Origin of the sequence: Lacticaseibacillus styriensis (assembly GCF_030770295.1) — a bacterium.
GTDB classification, from domain to species: domain Bacteria; phylum Bacillota; class Bacilli; order Lactobacillales; family Lactobacillaceae; genus Lacticaseibacillus; species Lacticaseibacillus casei.
Map to the genome: position 1 here is coordinate 1,362,256 of NZ_CP132483.1, position 12,981 is coordinate 1,375,236.

The window sequence follows — 12,981 nt, forward strand, 5'->3', positions numbered from 1 at the left end:
AGAAACTTGACGCTATCTGTTTACAAAGTGAAAATGACCATGTATACTCATTGCTGGAATTCATTTCCAGCGTAGATATTTGTTTTGGTATTTACGCTCAAATGTAGTACACTTAAACGTAAAGGATTATCAGGGTACACAAACGTATCCTGTATTCTTACGAAAAATACAGGAGGTTCGTTTTTTCATGGCTGAAAAAGAACACTATGAACGCACAAAGCCCCACGTAAACATTGGTACGATCGGGCACGTTGACCACGGTAAAACAACATTGACCGCGGCTATTACCAAAGTATTGGCGGAGAAAGGCCTTGCCAAAGCGCAGGACTATGCTTCGATTGATGCTGCACCAGAAGAAAAAGAACGTGGCATCACTATCAACACCGCCCACGTTGAATATGAAACGGAAAAGCGCCACTATGCACATATCGATGCACCAGGGCATGCTGACTACGTTAAGAACATGATCACCGGTGCTGCGCAGATGGACGGTGCGATTCTGGTCGTTGCCGCAACTGATGGCCCAATGCCACAAACACGTGAACACATTCTGTTGGCACGTCAGGTTGGTGTTGATTACATCGTTGTATTCCTGAACAAGACTGACTTGGTTGATGATCCAGAATTGATCGATTTGGTTGAAATGGAAGTTCGGGAACTCCTCAGCGAATACGATTATCCTGGTGATGATATTCCTGTCCTCCGTGGTTCTGCTTTGAAAGCACTTGAAGGCGACAAGGAACAGGAAAAGGTTATCATGGAATTGATGGATACCATCGACGAATATATCCCAACTCCAGTTCGTGAAACCGACAAGCCATTCTTGATGCCTGTTGAAGATGTCTTCACTATCACTGGTCGTGGTACTGTTGCTTCTGGCCGTATCGATCGTGGTACCGTTAAGGTCGGCGATGAAGTTGAAATCATCGGCTTGAAGCCAGATGTTCTCAAGTCCACCGTTACGGGTCTTGAAATGTTCCGTAAGACCTTGGATCTTGGTGAAGCCGGCGATAACGTTGGTGTTCTGCTTCGTGGGATCAACCGTGACCAAGTTGAACGTGGTCAGGTTCTGGCAAAGCCAGGTTCCATCCAGTTGCACAACAAGTTCAAGGGTGAAGTTTATATCCTGACAAAAGAAGAAGGTGGCCGTCATACGCCATTCTTCTCCAACTATCGTCCGCAGTTTTACTTCCACACCACCGATGTTACCGGTGTGATCGAATTGCCAGAAGGCGTTGAAATGGTTATGCCTGGCGATAACGTTACTTTCGAAGTTGACCTGATTGCTCCGGTTGCTATCGAAAAAGGTACCAAGTTCACCGTTCGTGAAGGCGGTCGTACTGTTGGTGCCGGCGTTGTTTCCGAAATTCTTGACTAATTTCTGAATAAACGTTTAAAGTCCGCAAGCTTGCTTGTGGGCTTTTTTGTTTGAGCGTGAGCCAGCCCGGTTAGAAAGCGCACGTAAGATACTTAATTGCCTCAAATAGAATAGCTCCTTTTAACGTATCTATGGACGTGACGCCCACAAGCCTTCACACGCAAACTCTTACGCCAGCGAAAAAGTGCCTATTTCAAACAACCAAAAACATCTCAAGCCGAGTAAGACTTGAGATTTTTTAATACGATTGATTGGCTGCCACTGCTCATAGAGGACGACTTGCTCAAATCCCCGAAGTTAGTCAGATTACCTTTAAGCAGACTGCTTCGTTTCGCCAGGCTCCGCCAATGTGATCTGCGTTTTCTCAGGTTCGATTTTATCAGCTTCCAAAATAGTTTTACCGATAGATTGCGCCCGAATATTCCCGCTGCCTGGATTTTTGACACTGATAATATCTGAGCAAATATCCGCATCAATATTGGTGCTATATTCAAAAACCAGATCAGAATGGAGCAGGGCACAATTCTTCATGGTTAAATGATCGATATAACACAATCCCTGATTGCTCTCGATGGTGCAGTTGATGAGCGTCAGGTTCTTGGCATTCCAGCCGAGGTAATTGCCGTTGATGGTGGAGTCGTAAATGGTGACATTTTCAGAGTTCCAAAACGCATCTTTAGCCACAAGCGTAGAGTGATGCATCTCGACGTTTTTGGCACCATCAAAGGCGTAATCACCAATCAAATTGAGATGGTCGGCGACGATGTTCGAGCTGTTCATGCCAAAATAGTTGCCACTTGCCTGCACGTGGTCGAGGCTGATGTGATCGCAGTTCCACAAACTTTCACTTGCATCGGAAAAATGGACGTTTTTTAGACGAATATCCTGACTCCGGCGAAAAGTTTTCGGAGCCTGGATCTCACTATCCGAAACCGCGATGTCAACCGTATACCAGATGCCTGATCGAGCCATGGCTTCAAAAATGGTGTTCGTCACTGCAATGTGCTGGCTGTACCACAGAGGATACTTGTACTGAAAGATTGATTGATTTAACTTGATATGCCGGCTTTCCTTTAGCGGGGACTCGCCTTTTCCAAAAGTTGTACCAACGATGGTGGCATGTTCCTGACCGAATAAGGGACGTTCACCATGAAAAAATTGATTGTTGTAATTCACCATGATAGGTTCGCTTCTTTCTTTGTGGTTCCAGAAAATGATTTGATGCATGCGGCATTTTTCAGACCGTTAACACAATGATCTGAGACTTTTCAAGCTACGATGCTACTGAGAATCTCAGCAGCTTTACCAGATAAATAAACAGTGTTTGGCTCTGCCAGGTGTTCCATAGAGACTCGGGATGCATTGATGACGATTTTGGGGCAACCCAACCGAAAACCTGAGGCGGATTGACGCGTGCCAATGATTAATAATAGGTCCGCTTGTGCTAGCATTTGCTGGCCGTGCCGAATTTCGTCTGGATAAGTTGCCAAGTGCCTTAGAACGAAATCCGGTAAAATCAGTCCGCCACAGTTAGGGCAAAGCGGGAGGGCAGCTGTCGGCGTTTTTTGCCAGTCACTGGGGCGATGGCAAATCGTGCAATGATTACGCCGGACATCACCCCAGTATTCCGCAATATTGTGGGTTCCGGCTTTTTGATGTAGATAGTCAACATTCATCGTCACAACACCGAGCAGCTTTTTTGCCTGTTCGAGTTGTACTAACGCTTTATGGGCATTATTGGGACGTGCCTGCGGTTGGCAAAATGTCTGCCGGTACATTTGGTAAAAAGCATGTGGATCGGCGATCGCCTCTTTCGGGTCAAGAAAACGAAAGACATTACCGGCAAATTTATGCGATCTTTTTAAGATTTGATCAATCCCATCCAAATCCGGGATTCCCGATTCAGTCGAGATACCGGCGCCCGTAAATGCAACGATTCGGTGATGTTGACGAATCAGCGCTGCTGCCTGTTGCAAACGTTGCTTTTGGCTCATGGCGCTCATCTGGTTTCAAAAACGCGCCGCGCAACGGTTAAGCCATTGAGTACCCGAGGGAAGCCGATATAGGGTATGCAATGAATCATGGTTTCGACGATTTCGGTTTTGGTCAAACCAACGTTAAGCGCGCCATTGAGATGGACTTGTAGTTGATCGGCAGTGTCACCTTGGATAAGCAGCGCGGTCAGGGTAATCATTTCCCGTTGCTTTAAATCCAACCCGGGACGATTGTAAATGTCGCTAAAAGCAAACTCCAAAATATACTTCCCAACATCAGGCGCAATATCTGCTAGCGAATGCATGACGTTGGCAGCCGCTGCACCATCAACTTGAGCAAGGGTTTCCTGACCATTTTCTAATCGTGTTTTTTCTGACATGTTCATAACCTCTTTCATTTAGGATGTCTTTACCCTAAATGCTGGAGTTAACTCCATGTCAATCATTTTTTTTAATTCTTTTCTAGCAATTTTGCTTTTAGCTGATGATACGTCGCAATTTTATTTTCCAAGAATGCAATATGGGCATCAATTTCCTGTCGTTGCGCCATTAAGCGGGCTTTTTGGGTGAATAGCAACTCCAGACGCTCGTCAATCGTGCTATTACCTTGATAACGTAAACGTGCATACGTTTTGATTTCCTTAATGGGCATGCCGGTAGCCTTTAACCGTTTGATGAAGGCAATCCAGCGTTGGTCGGCGTCTGTGTAGGTTCGGCGATTATTTTGATCGCGGTCGGGAACAATTAAGTGTTCTTTTTCGTAGTAGCGTAACGTATCAATTGACAGTGAAACCATTTTTGAAAATTTACCAATCGGGTAACCCATCAGTGAAGCCTTCTTTCATAGATCATGTTGGGTTGTATGATGAGACTTTCCGTAAGATTAGTCAACACTTATATAAAAGCCTGAGCATTTTAATCGCTTAATTAAAATTATTGTTATATGATAAAGCTTCGGAAAAGGGGGGCATTCATTTGGCGAAATCAACAACTTGGCGAATGATCGCATTTTTCTGGCGCCAGCTGGCGGATATGAAACGTAAATTGTTACGTATCATTGTAGCGTTAGTTGGCGTAGCCGTGGCTTCGTACCTGGTTCCGCGAATAACGCAATATGTCATTGATCAGGTGATTCCCCAACGCGCTATGGGGACACTGCTTGGCGCGATTGCCTTGGCATTATTGCTGACGGCGGTGGCCGGCTTGCTAAGCGGGCTCAGCACTTATTGGATCGGGCAGGTCAGTTTACATGCGATTGCCCGCATGCGTGATGACTTGTTTCGGCACACGTTAGGCTTGGATATGCGGTATTTCGAGACGAGCCAGACCGGTGATCTGATGGTGGTGCTCACGAGCGACGTGAATACGTTGCAGCGGCTAATTTCGAGCAATACGCTGGGATTATTTGGCAGCCTGCTCAGTTTTGTCGTGGTGCTGGTTCTGATGATTGTTCAGGATTGGCAACTGACCGGACTGATTTTGTTGACCTTTCCGGTTTTATTTGTTTTGAACAATATTTTCGTGCGCAGCATTCGGGCTGCTTATCGCCAGGTGCGGGCAAGCTCCGGGATGATGAATAATCAAATTCAGCAGGCTTTAACCAGCATTGGATTGATTAAAAGTTTTACAACCGAGGAAATGACAGCAACCGCGTTTCAACACGCCAATGCGCGCAACCGTGACTATCAGCTTAAAGCAACCAAACTCAGTGCAACCTTTTCGCCGTTAACCGACTTCGTTAACTATTTAGGAACGGCGATTATCTTGGGCTTTGGTGCTATTCAGGTCATGCATGGCCAGTTCACGGTCGGTTTGATCGTTGCTTATACCGCTTATCTTGGCATTTTACAGGCGCCGATTCGTCAGTTGACCGGACTCATTCAACAATTGCAACAGGCGACGGTGTCATTTGAGCGAATTGAGGCATTGCAGGCCGCTTCACCGCAAATCGTGTCGCCGCCAAACGCCGTGCGCTTACCGCGATTTCAGAAACAAATTCGGTTTGATCACGTTGACTTCAGTTACGATGAGGATGTGCCGGTGTTGCACGACATCAACTTTGCCATCAATAAAGAAGAAGTGGTAGCGCTAGTGGGTTCTTCCGGCGCAGGGAAAACGACGATTACGAATTTATTGGCGCGGTTTTATGATCCTACTGGCGGGCGAATTCTGATGGATGGCATCGATTTGCGCCAGGCGGATCTGATGAGTTTGCGCCAACAGATTGCCATCGTTTCGCAAGATGTGATTCTGCTCGATGGCACTATTCAGGAGAATCTTGAATATGGGACGCCATCTGCCAGCGAAGCAGCGATTTGGCAGGCTGCCGAAGCGGCTAACATTGCCGATTTTATACGCAGTTTGCCTCAAGGTCTGGCGACTCAGGTAGGCGAGCGCGGAATTCGGTTATCTGGCGGCCAGAAGCAACGAATTGCAATTGCCCGGGTCTTTTTGAAAAATGCCCCGATTGTCATCCTAGATGAGGCGACGGCAGCTTTGGACAATGAGTCGGAGCGTTTTGTACAAGCCAGCTTCGATCGGTTAATGGCCGACCGGACGTCGTTAGTGATTGCGCACAGGCTTTCAACCGTGCGACACGCTGATAAAATTCTTGTGTTAGAGCATGGTCAAATTGTGGAGGCTGGTAATCATGAGCAGTTAATGGCGCAAAACGGTCGCTACAAAGAACTTTATGATTTGCAGTTCAATTAGTCAGGCAAAACCCTGATACTCAAATGTTCACACCACCAGTGAGATCCTCATGTACCAGTTTTAAATGTGAAAAAAAACATCTAATGTCGCCTTTTTCCGGCACAACGTTTACATTCCCACCGGTTTCGGGTATCATACATTAAGTATGCAATGTGAATTGCGAGACTAATTGTCGGAGGTACAGCATGTCTGCAAAATGGGAAAAAAAGGGCACCAATGATGGTGAACTTACTTTTGAAATCGATTTACCAAAAATTCAACAAGGTTTAGACCAGGCGTTTCAACGTGTTCGCAAGAACCTGACCGTTCCTGGATTCCGAAAAGGCAAAGTAAGCCGCACGGTGTTCAAGCGGATGTACGGTGACGCAGCATTATACGAAGACGCGTTAAATATTTTGTTACCGGATGCGTATGAAGCAGCGGTTAAAGAATCCGGCATCGATCCAGTCGACCAGCCGAAAATCGATGTTGAGTCGATGGACGATGGTAAGCCTTGGGTTATCAAGGCAAATGTCACGGTTAAGCCTGAAGTTAAGCTTGGCGAATATAAAGGCGTTGAAGTGCCTAAGCAAGATGTTGAGGTATCTGACGACGATGTTAACGCTGAACTGGAAAAGCGTCGCGAACAACAAGCCGAACTTGTGGTCAAGGACGATAAAGCAGCCGAAAACGGCGACACGGTTGTCATTGACTATGTCGGCACCATCGATGGCAAAGAATTCGATGGCGGCTCGTCCAAGAACTATAGCTTGGAATTAGGATCCAACTCCTTTATTCCTGGCTTTGAAGAACAGCTTGTCGGCCACAAATCCGGCGATGAAGTCACAGTAAAAGTGACCTTCCCGGATGACTACAAAGCCACCGATCTTGCTGGCAAAGCCGCAGAATTCAAAACAACGATTCATGAAGTCAAGGTTAAGGAATTGCCAGAGCTTGATGATGACTTTGCCAAGGACCTCGATGAGGATGTTGACACCCTTGATGAATTGAAGCAAAAGATCAAGAAGGAACTGACTGATCAGCGTAAGGAAGCTGCAAAGAATGCGGTGCAGGAAGCGGCAATCAAGAAAGCAACCGAGAATGCGACGATCGAAGAAGTGCCTAGTGCCATGATCGAACAAGAAGTGCACAATCAGATGGATCAATATCTTGGCAATATGCAACGTCAAGGGATCGACCCGAAGATGTACTATCAACTAACTGGTACGACCGAAGCTGATTTGCACAAGCAGTTTGAGGCCGACGCCGAAACCCGTGTTCGTACCAACTTGGTTCTTGAAGCGATTGTAAAAGCTGAAGATATTCAGCCAACCGAGGATCAGGTTAAGGAAGAGGTTAAGAATCTTGCCTCTGAATACAACATGGATGAAAAGGCTGTTCGTCAGGCTTTAAGCGAAGATATGCTGAAGCATGATATCGGTGTTAAAGAAGCCATTGATATCATTACGGATAACGCCAAAGAAGTTGAACCAGCCAAGGACGAAGAAGCTGACAAGGCTGATTCTGATAGTGAAACCGATAAATAGGTGTCAATGTCGCGTCAAAGAGACGATCCTTGATCGTCTCTTTTGTCGTCTTGAGGCACGCATCTAGCAAGCAGTTTTGTTGACAAAGCCTAACTGTGTCGTTGCTAGTCGGTACTTGACGGTTCTGGTAGAATAAAGGTAACAAGAAAGGGTTGAATCAGATGTTTGACAACGTTGAAACAACGGGTCCGGTTACTTGCTCTTTTTGCGGCAAGTCACAGGATCAAGTGAAGAAAATCGTTGCTGGCCCTGGGGTTTATATTTGTAATGAATGTATTGACCTCTGCAAAGAGATCATTGACGAAGAATTTAAAGAAGAAGCCTATCAAAATCTGCTAGAAGTACCGAAGCCAATTGAGATCATGAAGACCCTTAACGACTATGTTATTGGTCAAGATGCCGCCAAGAAGGCGCTTTCGGTTGCCGTTTATAACCACTACAAGCGGGTTAATCAGATGCAGACGGCAACGAAAGACGATACCGAGCTCCAAAAGAGCAACATTGCGCTGATCGGGCCAACCGGTTCAGGGAAGACGTTCCTGGCACAGACACTGGCCAAGATTCTCAACGTGCCGTTTGCCATTGCGGATGCGACAACGTTGACCGAAGCCGGTTATGTCGGTGAAGATGTCGAGAACATTTTGCTTAAATTGTTGCAAAATGCCGATTACGACGTTGAACGGGCAGAAAAAGGGATCGTCTACATTGACGAAATCGATAAGATCGCCAAAAAGGCCGAGAACGTTTCAATTACCCGGGATGTCTCAGGTGAAGGCGTTCAACAGGCACTTCTAAAGATTTTGGAAGGTACCATTGCCAATGTTCCGCCGCAGGGTGGCCGTAAGCATCCCCAGCAGGAATTCATTCAAATCGATACGACCAACATCCTCTTTATCGTTGGTGGTGCTTTTGATGGCATTGAAAGTATCGTGAAGAATCGAATCGGGGAGAAGACCATCGGCTTTGGCACGGACTCCAACAATCAGGTTGATCCGGATAAATCCTTGATGCAGCAGATTATTCCAGAAGACTTGATGCAGTTTGGGATTATTCCTGAATTCATTGGCCGTATCCCGATTCTGGCAGCTTTGGAGAAACTTAACGAGAATGACTTAGTTCGCATTTTGACGGAACCTAAGAATGCACTGGTTAAGCAGTATCAGAAGCTATTGAGTCTGGATGATACCGATCTGGAATTCACACCTAACGCGTTGAAGGCCATTGCTCATCAGGCAATTGTCCGTGACACCGGTGCGCGTGGATTGCGGTCGATCATGGAAGCCATTATGCAAGACACCATGTTTGACCTGCCAAGCCGCAGCGATGTGGACAAGGTGGTTGTCACCAAGGCAGCCGTTGAAGGCAAAGCTAAGCCACAATTGGTTTTAACCAAGGGTCGCGAAGCATCTTAACGATAACTATGTAGATTGAAGGCATCAGGCGAAGCAGCCTGGTGCTTTTTTGCGTTTATGAATAAAAGCTTATGTACCCTTTGCTTCTATTCCGTCTAACCAGTGAGGCGGGCGCCGGCAAAGTATGCTAAACTATTGAAGGCAACGGCGTACTTGCGTCGATTAAAGTGATAACAAGAAAAGGAGGCCATTCAAGATGGACGTCCATGATGTCAAACTGACAATCAGTGCAGTGGCAGCTGCGCAATATCCTACAGATGGTCGTCCGGAGATTGCCTTTCTCGGACGGAGCAATGTTGGAAAGTCTTCACTCATTAATAGACTGATCAAGCGCAAAGCCATGGCGCGAACTTCTAGCGTGCCTGGGAAAACCCAGACGCTTAATTTTTATGACCTTGATAGTCGGCTTTTTTTTGTTGACGTTCCTGGCTATGGCTATGCTAAGGTCAGTAAAGCGGCACGGGCGAAGTTTGCTGCGATGATCGAGACGTACCTGACAACACGGCAGCCGCTGCATGGTGCCGTGTTGCTGGTGGATAGTCGGCATGATCCGACAGCTGACGACATCAGCATGTATCAATACTTAAAGTACTATCAAATTAAAACACTGGTTGTGGCGACCAAAATCGATAAAACGCCTAAAAGCAAACGGCTGCATGTGGTTAAGCAAATTACCAAACGCATGGACTTGAATCAAACAGATGTGGTGATTCCGTTTTCGGCTGTGACAGGTGAGGGTTATGATGCCATTTGGTCGTGGTTGGAGCAGACAGCGGGTGTGGAGGGAAGTTTGAAATGAATTTTAATGAGTATCAACAAAAAGCCAATCGCACATTGGCTGGGAACGAACATGTTTTGACTAATTTGTCTTTAGGCTTGGCAAGTGAAAGCGGCGAAGCCATTGACTTGATTAAAAAGTATACTTTCCAAGGTCAGGATCTGGACAAAGAAGAGCTGAAACATGAATTAGGCGATGTGCTGTGGTACCTTTCACAGATTGCTTTATGGGCAGATATTGATTTTGATGATGTCGCGAACGACAATATTAAGACGTTGGCAAAGCGGTATCCGCAATCAAAGAAGTAATCTTCATTTAGAGTTTTCAATCAAGTGTGCATAAAAAAAGATTCAAGCGCCGAGGGTCAGCGCTTGAATCTTTTTTGTTGTTCACCATTTTTTACACAGCATACTGGATCACAAAGTTAATCCTTTGCTTTTTTCTCGTCGGTTTTATGGGCTTTTTTAGCCAGTTTCTCTTGATGTTTCGGATCCGGCCCGGTTGCCTGTTCCTTATCGCCAGGTAAACTTGCAAATTTATCGAACATGTCGTTCAGGTTGGTTTGAGTGTTGATCTTAAGTGCCATGCACGCCACCCCTTTCCTTGGTGAAAGTATAGCATCAACAATCCGAAGCGTCTAGGCTCCTGCGCCGGTGAACGCGTTTTTGCTCCTGCGCCGGTGAACGCGTTTTTGCGCAAGAAAGTCACAGACCGGGCTTGGCCATTCCGACCAAGGCCCTTACACGCAGACTCTACGCCAGAGAACGCATTTAAAAGAAGAAGTGTAGGCCTGGCGCGGGTAGTTGATAGTCGCTGTCCCATCAGTCACGGATGTCGTTATAAACCGAGTAAATTACCAAAAAGCAAATTATGAATATTAGTTGCATAAAAATGAATTTTAGCGTATAGTACGTTCTTGTAATCAAGGAGGGTATTATGAATCATTTGAAACGCTGGTTAGTCGCTTTGTTCGCAGTTTTTGCCGCGGTTGTGACCTTAAATATGCAAACCGTTCACGCTGATGACAGTCTGGCAAAGATTCAACAAAAAGGCACAATTGTCATGGGGACAAGCCCCGATTATGCACCTTATGAGTTTTTGGTGAATAAACATGATAAGAATCAGGTTGTCGGCATGGATGTCGAGGTTGCTCGTAAAATTGCGAAAGATCTTGGCGTCAAGCTGGTGATTAAGCAGATGAATTTTAGTTCATTGCTGGTCGCCTTGCAGTCGGGCAAGGTTGATATGGTGCTTGCTGCGATGTCGCCAACCAATGCCCGCCGTAAGTCGATTGACTTTTCCAATACGTATTATAAATCGGGCCAGGATATTATCATCAACAAAACCGATGCCAAGATTTATAAGGACCACAAAAGCTTCGCCAATAAAAAAGTCGGGGTCCAAAACGGAAGTCTTCAAGAAACCTTAGCTAAAAGCCAGATGAAATCAAGCACGACGCTGGGATTGACGAAGGTGACCGATTTAATCTTGGCGTTGAAGACGCATAAAGTGGCCGGCGTTGTGGCCGAAGGGGCGGTTGCTCAGGCGTATACGTCCAATGACGATTCACTTGTCGAAATCCCCGGACATTTTAATCTCTCCAGTGACACGATGGGGACGGCGATTGGGTTTGCCAAAGGATCCGATTCGCTGGTGGCAGCGGCGAATAAAAGTCTGGCGGAGATCAAACAGAAAAAGCTGATTCCGCAATACCTTAAAACCGCTGGCAGTTACATGAAGACGAATACCGAGGATACGAGCATGTTGCACTACTGGACTTATTTCCTTAAAGGGGTTGAGTATACCTTACTCATCAGTGCAATTGGGGCGTTCTTCGGGGTCTTGCTCGGTACGATTTTTGCCTTATTGCGGTTGAGCAAACACCGCCTGCCACATCTCATCGGGGTTGCTTACATCGAATTTGTTCGAGGCACGCCGTTGATGATTCAGGTCATGTTTGTCTACTTCGGGATCGGGATTTTCATCGACATTCCGGCACTGGTCGCCGGACTTATCGCGGTATCGCTTAATTCCGCTGCGTATGTGGCGGAGATTATCCGAAGCGGGATCGATAGCATTCCGGTCGGTCAAACCGAAGCAGCACGTTCGCTTGGGCTATCCGAACGGCAAACGATGACGAGCGTTGTTTTACCGCAAGCCATCAAGAATATCTGGCCGGCGTTGGGGAATGAATTTATCTCGCTGATTAAGGAAAGCTCCATTGTCTCCATCATTGGGGTCACGGACCTGATTTATCAGCTGACAGTGGTTCAAACCGCAACGTACAAAGGGGTTCAACCAATTCTGGTTGCCATGGTCCTTTACTTTGTTCTGACATTCGGGCTATCCAAGCTCCTGAGTCATTTTGAAAGGAAGATGAATCATGCAGCATAAACCTTTAATTCAAATTAACCACCTGATCAAGAAGTTTGGTGACAATGTGGTTTTGAATGACATTAGCGAAACCATCAATCAAGGTGACGTGATTGTTGTGATCGGCGCATCCGGCGGCGGGAAAAGTACCTTTTTGCGCAGCTTAAATCTGCTTAATCGGCCGACACAAGGCGAGATTCTGTTTGAAGGCACTAATTTGGTTGATCTCAGCGAAAAGCAGCTTGATAATGTCCGGGAAAAAATGGGCATGGTGTTCCAAAGCTTCAACCTTTTCCCGAATATGACGGTTTTGGAAAATATCAAGCTGGCGCCGTTAAAAGTCAAAACTGTGACGGATGAAGAAGCAACCAAAACGGCCAAGGAACTTCTGGAACAGGTTGGCTTGGGTGAAAAAGCCGATGCCTACCCAGCCAGTCTTTCTGGCGGCCAACAGCAGCGGGTGGCCATTGCCCGGGCGCTGGCGATGCATCCGGATGTCATGCTATTCGACGAACCGACCAGTGCATTGGATCCCGAAATGGTCGGCGAGGTGCTCAAGGTTATGCAGGATCTTGCCAAAACCGGCATGACGATGGTGGTGGTGACCCACGAAATGGGCTTTGCCCGCAGCGTGGCTGACCAAGTATGGTTCATGGACGGCGGCAAAATTCTTGAAAAAGGCACACCTGAAGAGCTGTTCGAACACCCCAAGGAAGCCCGGACACAGGATTTCCTATCCAAGATTTTGGCGCAATAAGTTTTTACCTCATGACCTTATCCGGCATTTTCTGGGTAAGGTTTTTGTTTG

At 46.5% G+C, this 12,981-nt stretch carries 13 protein-coding genes; 8 read left to right on the plus strand and 5 right to left on the minus strand.

Annotated features, from left to right (window positions below; genetic code table 11):
- The first annotated feature begins 187 nt into the window (after positions 1 to 187).
- On the plus strand, positions 188 to 1,378 hold the full coding sequence (tuf, locus tag LACSTY_RS06595) for an elongation factor Tu (RefSeq protein WP_010488554.1): 1,191 nt from the start codon (positions 188 to 190) through the stop codon (positions 1,376 to 1,378).
- A gap of 312 nt (positions 1,379 to 1,690) precedes the next feature.
- On the opposite strand, the gene LACSTY_RS06600 is transcribed toward tuf, so the two are convergent.
- The 4 genes from LACSTY_RS06600 to LACSTY_RS06615 all read right to left on the minus strand — a co-directional run bounded on the left by LACSTY_RS06600 (position 1,691) and on the right by LACSTY_RS06615 (position 4,198).
- Positions 1,691 to 2,557: a DUF3737 family protein gene (locus tag LACSTY_RS06600; RefSeq protein WP_087912087.1), complete on the minus strand. Its 867-nt coding sequence runs from the start codon at positions 2,555 to 2,557 to the stop codon at positions 1,691 to 1,693.
- A gap of 89 nt (positions 2,558 to 2,646) precedes the next feature.
- On the minus strand, positions 2,647 to 3,372 hold the full coding sequence (locus tag LACSTY_RS06605; RefSeq protein WP_087912088.1) for an SIR2 family NAD-dependent protein deacylase: 726 nt from the start codon (positions 3,370 to 3,372) through the stop codon (positions 2,647 to 2,649).
- A gap of 5 nt (positions 3,373 to 3,377) precedes the next feature.
- The gene (locus tag LACSTY_RS06610; RefSeq protein ID WP_025012906.1) at positions 3,378 to 3,752 is read right to left on the minus strand and encodes a carboxymuconolactone decarboxylase family protein; all 375 of its coding nucleotides are present in this window, start codon (positions 3,750 to 3,752) and stop codon (positions 3,378 to 3,380) included.
- A gap of 71 nt (positions 3,753 to 3,823) precedes the next feature.
- Positions 3,824 to 4,198: a MerR family transcriptional regulator gene (locus LACSTY_RS06615; protein WP_087912089.1), complete on the minus strand. Its 375-nt coding sequence runs from the start codon at positions 4,196 to 4,198 to the stop codon at positions 3,824 to 3,826.
- Between the two features lie 149 nt (positions 4,199 to 4,347).
- Between LACSTY_RS06615 and LACSTY_RS06620 the strand changes: the two genes are divergently transcribed.
- The 5 genes from LACSTY_RS06620 (at position 4,348) to LACSTY_RS06640 (ending at position 10,108) form a co-directional block, all read left to right on the plus strand.
- Positions 4,348 to 6,084, plus strand: a complete 1,737-nt coding sequence (locus LACSTY_RS06620) for an ABC transporter ATP-binding protein (RefSeq protein WP_087912090.1) — start codon at positions 4,348 to 4,350, stop codon at positions 6,082 to 6,084.
- Between the two features lie 185 nt (positions 6,085 to 6,269).
- A complete protein-coding gene (gene tig, locus LACSTY_RS06625; protein ID WP_087912091.1) occupies positions 6,270 to 7,610 on the plus strand; it encodes a trigger factor in 1,341 nt (446 codons plus the stop codon).
- 161 nt (positions 7,611 to 7,771) lie between these two features.
- A complete protein-coding gene (gene clpX, locus LACSTY_RS06630) occupies positions 7,772 to 9,022 on the plus strand; it encodes an ATP-dependent Clp protease ATP-binding subunit ClpX (RefSeq protein WP_010488530.1) in 1,251 nt (416 codons plus the stop codon).
- A 196-nt stretch (positions 9,023 to 9,218) separates the two neighbouring features.
- Positions 9,219 to 9,821 carry a ribosome biogenesis GTP-binding protein YihA/YsxC gene (yihA, locus tag LACSTY_RS06635; protein WP_049169758.1) on the plus strand — a complete coding sequence of 201 codons (603 nt, stop codon included), beginning with the start codon at positions 9,219 to 9,221 and terminating at the stop codon, positions 9,819 to 9,821.
- On the plus strand, positions 9,818 to 10,108 hold the full coding sequence (locus tag LACSTY_RS06640; protein ID WP_010488525.1) for a nucleoside triphosphate pyrophosphohydrolase family protein: 291 nt from the start codon (positions 9,818 to 9,820) through the stop codon (positions 10,106 to 10,108). The genes yihA and LACSTY_RS06640 overlap by 4 nt, the downstream gene beginning before the upstream one ends.
- Positions 10,109 to 10,224: 116 nt before the next feature.
- Here the strand turns inward: LACSTY_RS06640 and LACSTY_RS06645 are convergent, their stop codons facing one another.
- Positions 10,225 to 10,386 carry an SPJ_0845 family protein gene (locus tag LACSTY_RS06645; RefSeq protein WP_049169759.1) on the minus strand — a complete coding sequence of 54 codons (162 nt, stop codon included), beginning with the start codon at positions 10,384 to 10,386 and terminating at the stop codon, positions 10,225 to 10,227.
- Positions 10,387 to 10,736: 350 nt separating this feature from the next.
- Between LACSTY_RS06645 and LACSTY_RS06650 the strand changes: the two genes are divergently transcribed.
- Both LACSTY_RS06650 and LACSTY_RS06655 read left to right on the plus strand, forming a co-directional pair.
- Positions 10,737 to 12,194 (plus strand): ABC transporter substrate-binding protein/permease, encoded by a 1,458-nt coding sequence (locus tag LACSTY_RS06650; RefSeq protein WP_087912092.1) that lies wholly within the window; start codon positions 10,737 to 10,739, stop codon positions 12,192 to 12,194.
- Complete coding sequence (locus LACSTY_RS06655; RefSeq protein WP_087912093.1) at positions 12,184 to 12,930, plus strand: amino acid ABC transporter ATP-binding protein; 747 nt, start codon at positions 12,184 to 12,186, stop codon at positions 12,928 to 12,930. The genes LACSTY_RS06650 and LACSTY_RS06655 overlap by 11 nt, the downstream gene beginning before the upstream one ends.
- Positions 12,931 to 12,981 lie beyond the last annotated feature (51 nt).

Bases quoted from the DNA above. Each gene is read 5' to 3' on its own strand.
- LACSTY_RS06655 (WP_087912093.1), top strand. From the start codon at position 12,184: ATGCAGCATAAACCTTTAATTCAAATTAACCACCTGATCAAGAAGTTT.
- LACSTY_RS06605 (WP_087912088.1), bottom strand. From the start codon at position 3,372: ATGAGCCAAAAGCAACGTTTGCAACAGGCAGCAGCGCTGATTCGTCAA.
- yihA (WP_049169758.1), top strand. From the start codon at position 9,219: ATGGACGTCCATGATGTCAAACTGACAATCAGTGCAGTGGCAGCTGCG.
- LACSTY_RS06640 (WP_010488525.1), top strand. From the start codon at position 9,818: ATGAATTTTAATGAGTATCAACAAAAAGCCAATCGCACATTGGCTGGG.
- LACSTY_RS06645 (WP_049169759.1), bottom strand. From the start codon at position 10,386: ATGGCACTTAAGATCAACACTCAAACCAACCTGAACGACATGTTCGAT.
- LACSTY_RS06610 (WP_025012906.1), bottom strand. From the start codon at position 3,752: ATGTCAGAAAAAACACGATTAGAAAATGGTCAGGAAACCCTTGCTCAA.
- LACSTY_RS06650 (WP_087912092.1), top strand. From the start codon at position 10,737: ATGAATCATTTGAAACGCTGGTTAGTCGCTTTGTTCGCAGTTTTTGCC.
- LACSTY_RS06600 (WP_087912087.1), bottom strand. From the start codon at position 2,557: ATGGTGAATTACAACAATCAATTTTTTCATGGTGAACGTCCCTTATTC.
- clpX (WP_010488530.1), top strand. From the start codon at position 7,772: ATGTTTGACAACGTTGAAACAACGGGTCCGGTTACTTGCTCTTTTTGC.
- tig (WP_087912091.1), top strand. From the start codon at position 6,270: ATGTCTGCAAAATGGGAAAAAAAGGGCACCAATGATGGTGAACTTACT.
- LACSTY_RS06615 (WP_087912089.1), bottom strand. From the start codon at position 4,198: ATGGGTTACCCGATTGGTAAATTTTCAAAAATGGTTTCACTGTCAATT.
- tuf (WP_010488554.1), top strand. From the start codon at position 188: ATGGCTGAAAAAGAACACTATGAACGCACAAAGCCCCACGTAAACATT.